This is a genomic window from Arthrobacter oryzae, from assembly GCF_003634095.1.
In the GTDB taxonomy this organism is placed as follows: Bacteria; Actinomycetota; Actinomycetes; order Actinomycetales; family Micrococcaceae; genus Arthrobacter; species Arthrobacter oryzae.
Genome location: NZ_RBIR01000004.1, coordinates 99,187 through 113,964, shown reverse-complemented (window position 1 = coordinate 113,964; position 14,778 = coordinate 99,187). Strand labels below are relative to the sequence as shown.

Here is a 14,778-nt window from a genome sequence, read left to right as displayed (position 1 = left end):
ACCGGCCCCGGTCTACCGGCCCCGGCACCCAGCGCCCGGTCAGCCCGTCCCCCGTCAGCCGGCCGTGACGGTGAGCGAGGACGTGATTCCCCAGGTCATGGAAAACTGTTCCCCCGGCGCGAGCCAGCGCAGTCCCTCGCCGCTGTTGAACGCGTTGGCGGGCCCGGTCATCGGCTCGATCGCGGCCGCCTTCGCCCGGCCCGGAAACTGCGTGGTCACAAAGACGTGCACGTAGGGGCAGCTCTCGTCCTGCCAGAGGCTCACCGTCCGCCCGTCGGGTGAGCTCAGCGTGTGCCGGGCCACGCCGGCGTCGAACGCCAGGTCCGTATAGGCCGAATCAAGGTCCAGGGTTCCCACCGGCCGGCCCCCGCGCAGATCGAATTCCCCGCTGACCGGTTCGCTGCTGCGCGGAATGAGGCGGCTGTCGGTCACGAGCCGGGTCCTTGCGTCCACCTTCACCGTGAGCTCCTCGCTGGGCACCTCCCCCAGGCGCAGGTACGGGTGCGCGCCGAGCACGAACGGCGCGGGAGCCTGGGAGTCATTGAGCAGGCTCTGGCGCACCACCAGCCCCAGGTCCTCCGCGAGTTCGTAGCGGACCCGGTGCCGCAGCAGGAACGGGTAGCCGTGTTGCGGGAACACGGCCGCTTCCAGGGTGACGGAGAATTCGTCCTCCTCCACGAGTTCGTAGGACGAGTTCCGCAGCAGCCCGTGGCTGGCGTTGTTGCGGGAAACTTCGGTGATGTCGAGCTGCATCTTTTTACCATTGAGATACCAGACCCCGTCCTCCACCCTGTTAGCCCACGGCGCCAAGGTGATCCCGGTGGCGCCGGGCGGGATGTCCGCATCGCCATAGCTCTCCGTCAGGGCAGTGCCGCCACGGCTGTAGAGCCGCAGGCCGGCGGCGAGTTCGGTCACGACGGCCAGGGCGTCGCCGCGCCGGAGCTCGTACTGCCGCCCGGAGGCGTAGCGCCGCACGGCGCCGGTGGCGGCGGATACAGGACCGGCCGAAGCGGGTGTGATTGTGGGATCCATGGAGACCACCGTACAGCCCTCACCACGCAAGCAACCCCGCGAGGCCGTATACCTTGGACCCATGACTTCCAGCAGCGCCATGAACCCTTCCCTGGACGGCAGCCGGCTCGCGGCCCGGTTTGAGGCGGCCTTCCTAGCCCGGCCCGACGGCGTGTGGCGGGCGCCGGGGCGGGTCAACCTCATTGGCGAGCACACCGATTACAACGAGGGCTTCGTCCTGCCGTTCGCCATTGACCGGGCCGCCCGGGTGGCCGTCAGGGTCCGCCCCGACTCCGCCGTGCGGATGCTTTCCACGTTTGGGAACCAGGGGCTGACGACGGCGGACACCGGCACGCTGGCCCGTGCCAGCGCCCGAGGCTGGACGAAGTACCCGCTCGGCGTCATCTGGGCCCTGCAGCAACTGGACATCCCGGTTCCCGGCGTGGACCTGCTCCTGGATTCCGATGTCCCCCGCGGCGCGGGGCTGTCCTCCTCACACGCCATCGAATGCGCCGTCGTGTCCGCCCTGAACGAGCTCACGTCCGCCGGCCTGTCGGCCCAGGACATGGTGCTGGCCACCCAGCGGGCGGAAAACGACTTCGTCGGTGCGCCCACCGGCATCATGGACCAGTCCGCCTCGCTGCGGGCCACGGCCGGCCACGCGGTGTTCCTGGACTGCCGGGACCAGAGCATGCGACTGGTCCCGTTCGACGCCGACGCAGCCGGCCTGGTGCTCCTGGTGATCGATACCCGGGTTTCCCATTCCCACGCCGACGGGGAATATGCGGCGCGGCGGGAATCGTGCGAGCTTGCTGCCGAGGTCCTCGGCGTGCCGGCCTTGCGCGACCTCGGGCTCGAGGACCTCGAGGAGGCGAGCGGGCTCCTGGACGCGGAGACGTTCCGGCGCGTCCGCCACGTGGTGACCGAAAACGACCGCGTGCTGCAGACGGTGGAGCTGTTGGACACCCTGGGCCCGGCCGCCATCGGTCCCCTGCTGGATGCGTCCCACGCCTCGATGCGCGACGACTTTGAGATCTCCTGCGCCGAACTGGACCTCGCCGTGGACACGGCACGGTCCGCCGGCGCGATCGGCGCGCGGATGACAGGAGGCGGCTTCGGCGGCTCAGCAATCGCCCTGACCCCGGCGGGGTCGGCGCAGCAGGTGCGGCACGCCGTCGAACAGGCCTTCGCCCGGGCCGGCTACGCAGCGCCGGAAATCTTCAGTGTCCGCCCGGCCGCAGGGGCCGCTCGGCTGGCGTAGGCGGGGCGCAGGCCCTACTGATCCGCAGCCCAAACGCCAGGAGCCCCGCCGGTGGGCGGGGCTCCTCTAAGTCAGGCGTTCGGCAGCGACCGCGGTCAGTCCTCGCCGCGGAGAATGGCCAACAGGCGGATGATCTCGACGTAGAGCCACACAAGCGTGACCGTGAGGCCGAACGCTGCGGTCCAGGAGAACCGCTGCGGTGCACCGGCGCTAATGGCCGCCTCGATGGACGTGAAGTCCATGATGAGCGAGAACGCGGCCAGGCCGATCGCCAGGATGCCGATGAAGACGCCGAGCGGGATCCCGAAGATCTCCACGCCGGTGCTCAGGCCGAACGGCGTGGTCACGGCCCCGGTCATCATCATGACGAGGTTGACGAGCGCGAAGACCGCATAGCCGATCAGGGCGATCATGAAGAACCGCATGAGCTTGGGCGTCGCGCGGACCTTGCCGCTCTTGAACAGCACCAGGGTGACGGCGAAGACGGAAAGCGTCCCGACGACGGCCTGGATGCCAACCCCGGGGAACAGGTTGTCGAGGATACGCGTCAGGCCGCCGAGGAAGAATCCTTCGAGCAGCGCGTAGGCCAGGATCAGCGCCGGGGACGGCTGCTTCTTGAACGTGTTGACCATCGCGAGGGCGAAGCCGCCCAGCGCACCGAGGATCATCAACAGGGAACCGGTGCCCTGCGGGACGGCGAGCGCCACGGCGGCGCCGACAACCAGGACGCCGAGGCACCCGGCAGTCTTGACGATGACGTCGTCGTAGGTCATCCGGCCGATGTCCGCAGGCCCGGCCGCCGGCCGGTTGTACAGGTCCTGGAGCTGTTCCTGGGTCATGCCCTGCTGCGCTGGACTCCATGCGCCCTGGGCATCCGTGACCGGCAGGGTCTGGCCGTAGGCGCTCTGGCCATACGGGTTCTGGCCGTAGGGGTTCTGGCCGTAGCGAGCCTGCGGGGCAGGCGGTGCCTGGGTGGCTTCGCGGAAATTCTTTCCGCTGAAGATCGGGTTTCCGCCAGGTGCCATTGCGGGTGTCCTCCAAGATAGGGGGTGAGTGATGATCCGGTGCGAAACGGACTATGTGTAGCCGGCAACTTAATGCGGACCCCACATAGTCACGCTACCAAGTCCCACGGCCGGCAGGGAGGGATAGTTCCCCGCCCGGGGCGCCGCAACCGAACCGTGACCTGCAGCGGACTTACCGGATCCGTGGAGTTCGCACGGGGCGACGCCCGAGGCCCGCGCGGCTGTCGCGCCCGCCCACGGCCAGCACGGCCGGCTGCCTGTCACCCCGAAAGTCGTTAAGTGGCTGGGACGGATTACCCCTCGGCGCCGGGAGCGAACCGGGAACCGGCGCCGGCTGTCCCGTCCCGCTGTTGACGATGACGTCATCGATGTAGATGTCGGCCATTTGCTGATCGTGCTCGGAACCGAGCTGCACCGTATCCAGGGTGGTTGCGGCGGTACTGACCGGGCCCGCGAACACGGAGCGCCCGTCCCACCAGATTTGGACGTTGGTCCCGGGACCGTTGGGGACCACGTGCAGGACCAGCCGGTGCCAGGTGCCGGTGGGGACCTCCTGCCGCAGGGTGGTGTACGTGAATCCTGCCGGCGTCGAGGTCCGAAGCACCAGCTCATGGGTGATGTTCTGCCGGAACACGTCCATGACGCGGATGCCGTCTGCGAAGAACCGGAAGTAAGGGACGTTGTTCCCTACTTTGCCTTCTCCGGCAATGTTGAACCAGCCGTCCGCGTACGCTTCCGTGGCCCCCGGGGTCAGAGCCGCGGTCATCCTGGCAATGGACCCTGGCGTTGCCGTGGCGTGCAGGACGGCGGCGCAGTTTCCGGAGTGCGATTGCGCCGTGGACACCGAGGCCTTCCCGGTCCCGGATGTGGAAACACCGAACCCGTCCAGGGTGCCCGATTCAAAGCTCGAGGCTGCCGCGGTGGTTCCGGGATACGGGTCAGCAGGTGGACCCGCAGAGGGCACGCAGGCCTGTGCCCCGGCAGTCTCGGGACCCAGGCTGAGCGCCGGAACCGCCAGGATCGCCAGCACCAGCGAGCCAGCGAAACACAGCTTGACCACCCGGTTCATTGGTCGGCCCTCCAAGATCGGCCCTTACTCTAAGCGGAGCACTGTATCCGGACTGAGAGTCCGGGACGGAAGATTCCTGGGCGGAAGTCCGGACTGCTGTTCCGGATTTGCGCTCGGGGGCATCGTCGCGTCAGTCCTCGCACCTTAGCGCCGGCGTACTTGGAAAAAGCTTGGGGACCCGCGGCGCGCCTGCCTGGCCGGCGGACGCCACGACGAGGGCGGACGGCCCCGCCCCGTGTGGGCGAGGCCTGACCGGGACCCGGACCGGCCACTGTTTAGGCATACTCGGAATCAACAAAAGTTTTCTTAAGCCGCGCTAAAGCGAGGTGTGGGCGCGACTACACGGTCGTTACCCGATCGCGACGTTCTGCCTGCTCGGAGCGGCATTCATTGGGCCGTGCGGGCTGTAGCATAGGCCACACAGGGTGACCAACGTCACAAGCAGCGCAGTGCAGCAATTCAGCAGTTCGCCGCATCGCACGGCGTTAGTCTCCTGACCGTTCGCAACGGTTGCAAAGGCGCAACCCACAGCACCCCCATGTGGAGGTTTTCAATTTGAGAAGCACAACGAGCGGCCTGTCGCAGAGACGGCGCGGCAGACTATTGAGGGCTGTCGGGGCTGTAGCTGCCACCATGGCTGCACTATTGCTCATCGTTGCCCCGGCATCCAGCGCCGCAACCCCGCCGCCGACACCATCCCCGTCGGCCACCCAGTTCACGAACAGCATCAGCGGCTTCTTGCGCGGCGACGATCGCGCACCGATCCCCGGGGTAACCATCACGGCCACGAACGGTACCTTCACCGGAACCGCGAAGTCGGAAGCCAACGGCTCCTGGACCATTGGCGTCCCCACCCAGGGGACCTACGAGGTCAAACTCGATGAGTCCACGCTTCCGAAGGGCATCAAGCTCGCTGAGGGCCAGGAAAACCCCCGGAAGGTAACTTTCAGCCAAACCTCCAACCTCTCGGTGATCTTTGCCTTTGGCAAGGGCATCGTCGTGCAGGAGGGGAACTTCGGCCAGGACCTGCTCAACCGGCTGGTGGCCGGCCTGAGCTTCGGCCTGCTGCTCGCCCTCGCGGCCGTGGGCCTGTCCCTGATTTTCGGCACCACGGGCCTGACGAACTTCGCGCACGGTGAAATGGTGACCCTGGGTGCGGTGCTGGTGTTCGCTTTCAACGCCATGCATCTGCCGTTCTGGCTGGCGATCATTTTGGCCATCATCGGTGGCGGAGTGTTCGGCTACGTCCAGGATGCGGGACTGTGGAAGCCGCTGCGGCGCCGCGGAACCGGCCTTGTTCCGATGATGATCGTCAGCATCGGCCTCGCACTTGCCGTCCGCTACGTGATCCAGTTCTACTTCGGCGGCGCCACCCAGCAGCTGCCCTTTGCCCAGAGCGCGGAGATCCTAATCGGCCCGGTCTCCATCTCCCCGAACAACCTCTGGTCCCTCCTCATCAGCGCCATCGTGATCGCCGCCCTCGGCGTCGTTCTGCTCAAGACCCGGCTCGGTAAGGCCACCCGCGCGGTGGCCGACAACCCTGCCCTGGCCGCGGCTTCCGGCATCGATGTCGACTCCGTCATCCGGATCGTATGGGTGGTCGGCGGCATGCTCGCCTCCCTCGGCGGCATTCTCTGGGCCTACTACCGGCCCGGCGTCACTTTCGACATGGGCTCGCAGATCCTGCTGCTCATCTTCGCCAGTGTCACCCTGGGCGGCCTCGGCACAGTCTGGGGCGCCCTGGTCGGTTCCATCATCGTCGGCATCTTCGTTGAGCTGACCACCGTGTTCGGCCTCGCAGCCGACCTCAAATACGTGGGAGCGTTGTTCATCATGATTGTTGTCCTTTTGTTCCGGCCTCAGGGCATTCTGGGCCGCCGCGAGCGCGTGGGTTAGGAGACAGCCATGGACTTCGGATTCATTTTTTCCAGTGCCGCGGGCGAACTCTTCAGCCCGACGACGGCCGCTTACGCCCTCGCCACTCTCGGCCTCGCGGTTCACTTCGGCTACGCCGGCCTCCTCAACTTCGGTCAGGCCGGCTTCATGGCCGTGGGAGCCTACGGCTTCGCCATCTCGACGCTGACGTTCCACGTGCCGTTCTTCGTCGGACTGCTGATCGCCGTCGTCTGTTCGAGCATCTTCGCCCTGCTGCTGGGTATCCCGACGCTGCGGCTACGGGCGGACTACCTGGCCATCGTGACCATCGCGGCGGCTGAAATCGTGCGCTACATCGTCACAACGAACCAGCTGACCGCGGTCACCGGTTCAGCCAACGGCCTGGCCGCCTTCGAGGGCGATTTCTACGCCATGAACCCCTTCCCGCCGGGGACCTACATCGGCATGAACAACCGCGACTTCTTCATCCGGGTGGTCGCCTGGGCAGTCGTGGCCGTGTTCTGCACCCTGGTCTGGCTGCTGATGCGCAGCCCCTGGGGCCGGGTGCTCAAGGGCATCCGCGAGGACGAGAACGCCGTCCGTTCGCTCGGCAAGAACGTGTACGCCTACAAGATGCAGGCCCTCATCATCGGCGGCGCGCTCGGTGCTCTGGCGGGCATGATCTTCACGATCCCCCGCGGCGCGGTCCAGCCTGCCAACTACGGCACGGAACTGACCTTCTTCCTCTACACCTGCCTGCTGCTGGGCGGTCTTGGCACCGTGCTCGGCCCGGTGGTCGGCGCCATGATCTTCTGGGTGGTGCTCTCCCTCACCCAGGGCATCCTCTACGGCCTGATCGAGTCCGGCACCATCACGTGGCTGAACACGGTCCAGGCCGGGCAGCTGCGCTACATCCTGGTCGGCGTGGCGCTCATGCTGCTGATGATCTTCAGGCCCCAGGGCGTCCTCGGTAACAAGAAGGAGCTGGCATTCGCATGAGCATTCCAAGCGAAGAGTCGCGCGGCGAACCCCGCACGTCGGAGGAAATCGACTACATGACGGACACCCGTCCGATCGCCGCCGGCGAGATCGCGCCGGGCTGCAAGAAGCGGGATCCGATCGTCGTGGCGGAAAACGTCACCCGCAGCTTCGGCGGCATCAACGCCGTCGACGTCCAGTACCTTGAGATCCCGCGACACAAGATCACTGCCCTGATCGGCCCCAACGGCGCCGGCAAGACCACCTTGTTCAACCTGCTCACGGGATTCGACACACCCAATTCAGGCAGCTGGCAGTTTGAAGGCCAGAGCCTGGCGGGTGTCTCCTCGTACAAGGTCGCCCGGATGGGCATGGTGCGCACCTTCCAGCTCACCAAGGTCATGGGCAAGCTCACCGTCATGGAGAACATGCGCCTGGGTGCCTCCAACCAGTCCGGCGAGCGGCTGTCCAAGGCCTTGTTCAAGGGAATCTGGGGCGGCCAGGAAAAGAAGATCACCCAGGAAGCGAACGTGCTGCTGGAGAAGTTCAAGCTGGATGCCAAGAAGGACGATTACGCGGCCTCGCTGTCCGGCGGCCAGCGCAAGCTGCTTGAAATGGCGCGCTCCCTCATGGTCCGGCCCAAACTCGTGATGCTCGATGAGCCCATGGCCGGCGTGAACCCGGCTCTGACGCAGTCGCTGCTGGATCACATCAAGAACCTCAAAGCCGAGGGCATGACCGTCTTGTTCGTCGAGCACGACATGCACATGGTCCGGCACATCGCCGACTGGGTGGTGGTGATGGCCGAGGGCAAGATCGTCGCCGAAGGCCCTCCCTCCGAGGTCATGAAGAACCCCGCCGTGATCGACGCCTACCTCGGCGCCCACCACGACGTCGATCTCGGCGCCGCCGAGGGCATCAAGGAACTAGCCGCCGAGCTGGTCGCCGACGAGGAATCCATCGTCGGCACGGAGAACGCCGGCATCATCTCCGCCGACGTGCTCGCCGCCGAGGCGGCCGAGGCGGAGGCGAAGGGCACGGGGCGCGGCCGCCGCAGCGCCGAGGAGCCGAGCCTCGGCGAAGAGCCCAACCTCACAGAGAAGGACACAGAATGAGCGCCACGAGCGCGGCTCCTGCCGCCCAGCCCGCCTTCGACGGCGATTCGGTCGTCAAGGTCACTGACCTGGTTGCCGGCTACATCCCCGGCGTCAATATCCTCAACGGCTGCAGCATCGAGGCCCGCAAGGGTGAGCTGATCGGCATCATCGGGCCCAACGGCGCCGGTAAGTCCACGCTGCTGAAGGCCATGTTCGGCCTGGTCAAGGTCCATTCCGGCTCAGTGGTGGTCCGCGGGCAGGACATCACCGGGCTCAAGGCCAACAAGCTGGTCAGCCGGGGCGTCGGCTTCGTGCCGCAGAACAACAACGTGTTTGCAGCCTTGACCATCGAGGAGAACCTGCAGATGGGCATGTTCCAGCGGCCCAAGGACTTCGCCCAGCGGTTCGATTTCGTCACCGAGCTGTTCCCGGAGCTCGGCAAGCGGCGCGCCCAGCGGGCGGGCTCGCTCTCCGGCGGCGAACGCCAGATGGTGGCCATGGGCCGGGCCCTCATGATGGACCCCGCCGTGCTGCTGCTCGACGAGCCGTCGGCCGGCCTCTCCCCCGTCAAGCAGGATGAGACATTCCTGCGGGTCCACGAGATCAACCGGGCCGGCGTCTCCGTGATCATGGTCGAGCAGAACGCGCGCCGCTGCCTGCAGATCTGCGACCGCGGCTACGTGCTGGACCAGGGCAAGGATGCGTACACGGGCACGGGCCGGGAGCTCATGAAGGATCCCAAGGTCATCCAGCTCTACCTCGGGACGCTCGCAGACACCGTCGACTGACTCTGCCGGGGCAAACCCGCCAGGCGCTCAGAGGGGCCGTCACCAGCCGGTGGCGGCCCTTTTGCGTGCCCGGTACGTTCTCCCGAGCTGTACCGTCCGGTCGCCTCCTCCGCCACTTGCTCGGCGCCTGCGCTCGTTCCTCCCCGGCGGCCCGCGGGCACGTTTCTGCGCCGGTTCCGGACCAACGCCCCTCGGATCCGCGTATCCCCTGTCCGATTCCGCAGCGCCCAGCACGTTCCCTAGCACCCGTCCGAACCCGTAGCGCCCGTCCGGACGGCCCCCAGGCACGTTTCCGCGCCGGTTCCGGACCCACGCCCCTCGGATCCGCGTATCCCCTGTCCGAACCCGCAGCGCCCAGCACGTTGCCTAGCGCCCGTCCGAACCCGTAGCGCCCGTCCAGACGGCCCGCGGGCACGTTTCCGCGCCGGTTCCGGACCAACGCCCCTCGGATCCGCGTATCCCCTGTCCGAACCCGCAGCGCCCAGCACACTCCCTAGCGCCTGTCCCAACCCGTAGCCCCTGTCTGGACGGCCCGCGGACACGTTTCCGCGCCGGTTCCGGACCAACGCCCCTCGCATCCGCGTATCCCCTGTCCGAATCCGCAGCGCCCAGCACACTCCCTAGCGCCTGTCGGAACCCGCAGCGCCTGTCCGGACGGCCCGCAGGCACGTTTCCGCGCCGGTTCCGGACCAACGCCCCTCGCATCCGCGTATCCCCTGTCCGAATCCGCAGCGCCCAGCACGCTCCCTAGCGCCTGTCCGAATCCGCAGCGCCCAGCACGTTCCCTAGCACCCGTCCGAACCCGCAGCGCCCAGCACGTTCCCTAGCACCCGCCCGAACCCGCAGCACCTGTCCGGACCGCCCCGCGGGCACGTTTCCGCGCCGGTTCCGGGCCAACGCCCCTCGGATCCGCGTAGCCCGTGTCCGATTCCGCAGCGCCCAGCACGTTCCCTAGCGCCCGCCCGAACCCGCTGCGCCCAGCACGTTCCCTAGCCGCCGTCCGATTCCTCGGCGCCCGTCCGGACGGCCCGTGGGCACGTTTCCGCGCCGGTTCCGGACCAACGCCCCTCGGATCCGCGTAGCCCTTGTCCGATTCCGCAGCGCCTGTCCGAAAGCGCAGCCCTTATCAGGATCTGCAGCCTGCACTCGGCCGGCGCATGCAGAGCCGGTGTCGCAGACACAAAAGACCCCCGTCCGTGAGGACGGGGGTCTTCAGTCTGTCGAGGGAAGCGGCTTACAGCTTGCCGAATTCTGCCTTGACGGGCTTGTAGGTGTTGTCATCCTGGTACTCGTAGATGCCGATGTAGGCTTCCGTGGGGTCGCCGGCGTCGGAGAACGTCACCGGACCGGACTGGCCGTCGTAGTCGATGTCCTTGCCCTGCCGCAGGAGTGTGACGCACTCCGGGAAGCTGAAGCACTTCTGCCCGCCTTGAGAGACGTCCTTCAGGTGTGCCGCAATGTCCGTGCCCTTGGTGCTCTTGGCTTCCTCAGCCGCCAGCGCGATCAGGTTCACGGCATCGTAGGACTCGCCCGCGTAGCTGAAATCCTTCAGCGCCGGATCAATGGCCAGCAGCTTCTTCTTGAAGGCATCGTTGGCGAAGGTACCCGGGATGGTGCCCTGGGCGCCCTTCAGGGTTCCCGCCTGGAAGTCCTTGCTGTAGTCGGACATGTTGCCGTCCACCATGAAGATCTGGGTCGGCTTGACGCCCTTGCCCGTCATCAGCGGGACGATGCTCTTGGCCTGGTCAAAGCTGATCAGGGCGATGGCGTCCGGCTTGGCGGCGAGGACCTTGTCCACCTGGCTGCTGAACTGGGAATCACCTTCGTTGAAGAGCTCCTGGGCAACAACCTTGCCGCCGGCTGCTTCAAATGCCGACTGGACGTTCTTGGCAAGGCCGGTTCCGTAGGCGTCGTTGAGGACGATCATGCCCAGGGTCTGCGCACCGCAGGTGGCCATGTAGTTGCCGAGGACCTTGCCCTGGAGCACGTCCGAGGGGGCGGTGCGCCAGTAGAGGCCCTTGTCATCCCAGGTGGTGAAGTCCGGGGACGTATTGGCCGGGGAGAACTGGATGACGCCGGCGCCGGTGATCTGGTTGATCACGGTCTTGGAGACACCCGAGGATGCCGCACCGATGATCGCGCTGACACCCTGTCCGAGCAGTGCCGTGGTGGACTGGGTGGCGATATCGGTCTTGGTGTCGCCGGAGTCACGGTGGATGACCTGGACGGGCTTGCCGAGGACACCGCCTGCGTCATTGACTTCCTTGATGCCGAGGTTCACACCGGCAATTTCGGGCGGGCCGAGGAAGGCAAGGGAACCCGTCGTCGGCAGGAGCGAGCCGATCTTCAGGGGCGTTGCGGTGGTGGTGGTGGAGGGCGGCACGGGACCGCTCTGAGTGGCGGCGGAAGTAGCGGCGCTCGTGGCGCTCGGTGCCGGGCACGCAATGCCGGCGGCCGCGGCTGAGCTGGAGCCCGTCGAGCTCGGGGTGGACGAACCGCCACAAGCCGTAGCCAGAAGGGCGACACCGATGCTAAGCGCTGTCAGCTTAGCTATGCGGGGCGCAACCTGGGGGAGTGAAGTCATGTACAAGCTCCTCGATCTAAAGGTGCGAACGGCCTTTGACGCGAAAGATCAGGTGTTCCTGATTCCACTTCAAGCTAGTGCAAATTTGACCGGAAAATAAGTGACTACGGTCACATCCTTATAACACTCGTTGCATAGAGGAAATCTGGATGGGCCCGCCAGCCCTTCCGCGCCTGCCGGAGCCTCGGAACGGGCCGGACGGGGCGGGCTTGTGAGGGGCCTGGGGACGGATGCCCCTGCACGGGCTGGCGGCGCCGGGACGCCTCTGGAACGGGAACCGCAGGGCGTCGCGTAACAAAAGTGCCCCAGGTGGGACTCGAACCCACAACACGCGGATTTTAAGTCCGCTGCCTCTGCCAATTGGGCTACTGGGGCGCCCGGTCAATGGTATCCCGTCGCGGGCCGGATCAGTCCGAAAAGGCGCCCGCGTACCGGAAGGTGCCGCTGACTCCCCCGGGCCAGACAGCCAGCGGAAGCAGCTGGAAGTGCGCGCCCCAGCCCGCCTCCGGCGGTGCCACGCCAAGGGAGGTGGACGGCACGAAGCCGAAGCGGGAATAGTATTCGGGGCTCCCGAGCAGGGCGATCCCCCGCTCCCCCGCGGCGTTGGCCCGGGCCACGGTCTCGTTCATGAGCGCGGTGCCGATTCCGTGGCGCTGCAGCCTAGGCACCACCGAGATCGGCCCGAGCCCCAGCAGCGCCAGCTCCCCCACCCATCCGCGGGAGCTGATCACATGCCCCACGATCTCGCCGTCGAGCTCCGCCACAATGCTGAACTCCGGCAGGTATTCCGCGCTGTCGAAAAGCCGCCGGAGCAGTTCGACTTCCTCCGGTTCGCCCTCGACGGGCAGTCCGGTCACCGGGGAAACGGCGAAGGCCGCGGCGGTAAGGGCCACGACGGCGGCGCGGTCCTCCGGCTGTTCGGTGCGCAGCCGGAGCACCGGGGCTGGGTGCTCCAGGCCGCTGTCCTGTTCCAGTTCGTGCAGCGCCAGCTCATGCAGGACTTCCAGCGCCCGGTCGGCGTCGGCCACCGGCACCAGCAGGTGGTCATGGTGGAAGCCCGCCAGGACGTTGCAGCTGATCTTCGCCTCGGTCAGGGCGGCGCCGACGGCGGCCGTCAGGCCCACGGCTTCGAGCGAGGAATGCACTTCGAGGGTTATCCAGGCCCCGACAAAGTCGTACGGCAGTCCGGCGCTGTCCGCGTCGGCCCGGGGCATCACCACAGTCAGCCCCTCGGCTTCGCGGACGGCAGCCATGATTCCGCCGCCCAGCGGTTTGCCGTGCGGCCACAGAACGTAGACGAACTCGCCGTCGCGGCGGACAGGATGCATGGTTGCGAGCAGCGTATGAAGGTCCTTTTCAGCGGTCATCCAGCCAGTCTAGGCGCGGGCGGCGGCCCGCGGTCCGGAGGCGACGCGGCAGCGCGCCCTGCGTGCGGGAGCAGCGGCGAATGCCCTCACGAAGCGCCGGGGCCCTCCAGGACAGCGGAGACCGAGGGCGCTGACCAAAAACGACGGCGGCTGCTCCCCGGGAGGGGAACAGCCGCCGTCGTCGGGCAACCGCCGGCTACATGACCGGAGTTATTTGGCGTCTTCCTTATTTGGCGTCAGCCGGAACCGAATCCTTGGAAGCCAGATCGGGATCTGCCTTGACCTCAGGCTTGGCGGCTTCCGGCGCCGGGGCAGGAGCAGTGGCCGGCTTCGGGGCCGGAGTCGCCGCGGACACGAAGGCGCCGCGCGGGTTGTCCAGGTCCATCAGCTGTGTGGTGTCGCGGCCCAGGAAGAAGGACCACAGCCAACCGGAGATCACGCGGAGCTTGCGCTCCACGGTGGGCATGGCCAGGCCGTGGTAGCCGCGGTGCGCCAGCCAGGCGAGCGGGCCCTTGAGGCCGATGCGCCCGATCAGGTTGATGTTTGCGACGCCCTTCCACTGGCCGAAGCCGGCGACGGCGCCGAGGTTCTTGTGCTTGTAGTCCTTGAGCGGCTTGTTCCAGCGGGAAGCCCACAGGTTCTTGGCGAGGCGCTTGGACTGGCGGAGAGCGTGCTGGGCGTTCGGCACGCAGGTGCCGTCCGGCAGGCCGCTGCCCGTGAGGTCGGGAACGGCTGCGATGTCACCGGCAGCCCAGGCGTTCTCGATGATGCCCTCGTCGCCAGCGATCCGCAGGTCGGCCAGGACGCGGACGCGTCCGCGCGGCTCCAGCGGGAAGTCGGTGGAACGGACCATCGGGTTGGCCTGCACGCCGGCAGTCCAGACCAGGGTGTCGGACTCGAATTCCTGGGCCAGGGACTTGTCAGGCAGGTTGATGAGCTTCAGGGAGCCCTCGGCGTTGTCGAGGGAGGTGTTGAGCAGGACCTCGATACCGCGGCTGCGGAGGTGCTCGACGACCCATTCGGCCTGCTTCGCCGTGACCTCGGGCATGATGCGTCCCATCGCCTCAACCAGGACGAAGCGGACTTCCTCCTGCTTGACGCGCGGGTTGTTCTTGACCGCGGCGCGGGCGAGGTCTTCCATCTCGGTGATGCACTCAATGCCGGCGAAGCCGCCGCCGACGACGACGAACGTCAGTGCGCGGGCGCGCTCGGCGGGGTCGGTCATGAGGGAGCCGGTCTCGATGCGCTCAAGGACACCGTTGCGCAGGGCGACGGCCTCCTCGATGGTCTTCAGGCCGATGCCCTTTTCCGCGAGGCCCTTGATCGGGAACGTGCGGGTGATGGCGCCTGCGGCCAGGACGACGTCGAAGTAGGGAACCTCGAAGGTGTCGCCGCCGTCGGACGGGGCCACCACGGCAGTGCGGTTGGCGTGGTCGATCGACGTGACGCGGCCCTGGATGAGTTCGGTCTGCTTCAGGTGCTGACGGTGCGAGACGACCGCGTGGCGCGCCTCGATGTTGCCGCCGGCAACTTCCGGCAGGAAGGGCTGGTAGGTCATGTAGGGCAGCGGATCGACGAGGGTGACGATGCCACCTGCATTCGCGATCTTTTTCTGCAGTTTGAGGGCTACATACAGGCCGACGTACCCGCCGCCGACGACGAGTACCCGGGGACGGTCCTGGAGCTGAAGGGAGGATGCCATGCGTCAAGAATACCGTAGTTT

At 67.0% G+C, this 14,778-nt stretch carries 11 protein-coding genes and 1 tRNA gene; 5 read left to right on the top strand and 7 right to left on the bottom strand.

Annotated features, from left to right (window positions below):
* Positions 1 to 54 precede the first annotated feature (54 nt).
* Positions 55 to 1,032: an aldose 1-epimerase family protein gene (locus C8D78_RS10755; RefSeq protein WP_120954077.1), complete on the bottom strand. Its 978-nt coding sequence runs from the start codon at positions 1,030 to 1,032 to the stop codon at positions 55 to 57.
* 61 nt (positions 1,033 to 1,093) lie between these two features.
* Here C8D78_RS10755 and galK point away from each other — a divergent pair, with 61 nt between their 5' ends.
* Entirely contained in the window at positions 1,094 to 2,272 is a 1,179-nt protein-coding gene (galK, locus tag C8D78_RS10750) for a galactokinase (protein ID WP_244208355.1), read from the top strand.
* A 95-nt stretch (positions 2,273 to 2,367) separates the two neighbouring features.
* Here galK and C8D78_RS10745 read toward each other — a convergent pair whose 3' ends face one another.
* Positions 2,368 to 3,297, bottom strand: coding sequence for a Bax inhibitor-1/YccA family protein (locus C8D78_RS10745; protein WP_120953540.1), 930 nt, complete (start codon positions 3,295 to 3,297; stop codon positions 2,368 to 2,370).
* A 172-nt stretch (positions 3,298 to 3,469) separates the two neighbouring features.
* Positions 3,470 to 4,366, bottom strand: a complete 897-nt coding sequence (locus tag C8D78_RS10740) for a hypothetical protein (protein ID WP_120953538.1) — start codon at positions 4,364 to 4,366, stop codon at positions 3,470 to 3,472.
* Positions 4,367 to 4,999: 633 nt separating this feature from the next.
* Between C8D78_RS10740 and C8D78_RS10735 the strand changes: the two genes are divergently transcribed.
* Genes C8D78_RS10735 through C8D78_RS10720 form a run of 4 tightly spaced genes read left to right on the top strand, consistent with a single transcriptional unit; the run spans position 5,000 to position 9,104 of the window.
* The gene (locus tag C8D78_RS10735; protein WP_208641934.1) at positions 5,000 to 6,262 is read left to right on the top strand and encodes a branched-chain amino acid ABC transporter permease; all 1,263 of its coding nucleotides are present in this window, start codon (positions 5,000 to 5,002) and stop codon (positions 6,260 to 6,262) included.
* 9 nt (positions 6,263 to 6,271) lie between these two features.
* Positions 6,272 to 7,240: a branched-chain amino acid ABC transporter permease gene (locus C8D78_RS10730; protein WP_120953534.1), complete on the top strand. Its 969-nt coding sequence runs from the start codon at positions 6,272 to 6,274 to the stop codon at positions 7,238 to 7,240.
* Complete coding sequence (locus C8D78_RS10725; RefSeq protein ID WP_120953532.1) at positions 7,237 to 8,334, top strand: ABC transporter ATP-binding protein; 1,098 nt, start codon at positions 7,237 to 7,239, stop codon at positions 8,332 to 8,334. The genes C8D78_RS10730 and C8D78_RS10725 overlap by 4 nt, the downstream gene beginning before the upstream one ends.
* Positions 8,331 to 9,104, top strand: a complete 774-nt coding sequence (locus C8D78_RS10720) for an ABC transporter ATP-binding protein (RefSeq protein ID WP_120953530.1) — start codon at positions 8,331 to 8,333, stop codon at positions 9,102 to 9,104. The genes C8D78_RS10725 and C8D78_RS10720 overlap by 4 nt, the downstream gene beginning before the upstream one ends.
* 1,234 nt (positions 9,105 to 10,338) lie before the next feature.
* On the opposite strand, the gene C8D78_RS10715 is transcribed toward C8D78_RS10720, so the two are convergent.
* The 4 genes from C8D78_RS10715 to C8D78_RS10700 form a co-directional block, all read right to left on the bottom strand.
* Positions 10,339 to 11,688 carry an ABC transporter substrate-binding protein gene (locus tag C8D78_RS10715; RefSeq protein WP_120953528.1) on the bottom strand — a complete coding sequence of 450 codons (1,350 nt, stop codon included), beginning with the start codon at positions 11,686 to 11,688 and terminating at the stop codon, positions 10,339 to 10,341.
* Positions 11,689 to 11,989: 301 nt separating this feature from the next.
* Positions 11,990 to 12,063 (bottom strand) — tRNA-Leu (locus C8D78_RS10710).
* 32 nt (positions 12,064 to 12,095) lie between these two features.
* Positions 12,096 to 13,055, bottom strand: a complete 960-nt coding sequence (locus C8D78_RS10705; RefSeq protein WP_120953526.1) for an N-acetyltransferase — start codon at positions 13,053 to 13,055, stop codon at positions 12,096 to 12,098.
* A 226-nt stretch (positions 13,056 to 13,281) separates the two neighbouring features.
* Entirely contained in the window at positions 13,282 to 14,757 is a 1,476-nt protein-coding gene (locus C8D78_RS10700) for an NAD(P)/FAD-dependent oxidoreductase (protein WP_120953524.1), read from the bottom strand.
* Positions 14,758 to 14,778: the final 21 nt, after the last annotated feature.

What these genes read in the sequence shown, in the direction of transcription:
- C8D78_RS10755 (WP_120954077.1), bottom strand. Translation starts at nt 1,032, where the DNA reads ATGGATCCCACAATCACACCCGCTTCGGCCGGTCCTGTATCCGCCGCC.
- galK (WP_244208355.1), top strand. Translation starts at nt 1,094, where the DNA reads ATGACTTCCAGCAGCGCCATGAACCCTTCCCTGGACGGCAGCCGGCTC.
- C8D78_RS10745 (WP_120953540.1), bottom strand. Translation starts at nt 3,297, where the DNA reads ATGGCACCTGGCGGAAACCCGATCTTCAGCGGAAAGAATTTCCGCGAA.
- C8D78_RS10740 (WP_120953538.1), bottom strand. Translation starts at nt 4,366, where the DNA reads ATGAACCGGGTGGTCAAGCTGTGTTTCGCTGGCTCGCTGGTGCTGGCG.
- C8D78_RS10735 (WP_208641934.1), top strand. Translation starts at nt 5,000, where the DNA reads ATGGCTGCACTATTGCTCATCGTTGCCCCGGCATCCAGCGCCGCAACC.
- C8D78_RS10730 (WP_120953534.1), top strand. Translation starts at nt 6,272, where the DNA reads ATGGACTTCGGATTCATTTTTTCCAGTGCCGCGGGCGAACTCTTCAGC.
- C8D78_RS10725 (WP_120953532.1), top strand. Translation starts at nt 7,237, where the DNA reads ATGAGCATTCCAAGCGAAGAGTCGCGCGGCGAACCCCGCACGTCGGAG.
- C8D78_RS10720 (WP_120953530.1), top strand. Translation starts at nt 8,331, where the DNA reads ATGAGCGCCACGAGCGCGGCTCCTGCCGCCCAGCCCGCCTTCGACGGC.
- C8D78_RS10715 (WP_120953528.1), bottom strand. Translation starts at nt 11,688, where the DNA reads ATGACTTCACTCCCCCAGGTTGCGCCCCGCATAGCTAAGCTGACAGCG.
- C8D78_RS10705 (WP_120953526.1), bottom strand. Translation starts at nt 13,055, where the DNA reads ATGACCGCTGAAAAGGACCTTCATACGCTGCTCGCAACCATGCATCCT.
- C8D78_RS10700 (WP_120953524.1), bottom strand. Translation starts at nt 14,757, where the DNA reads ATGGCATCCTCCCTTCAGCTCCAGGACCGTCCCCGGGTACTCGTCGTC.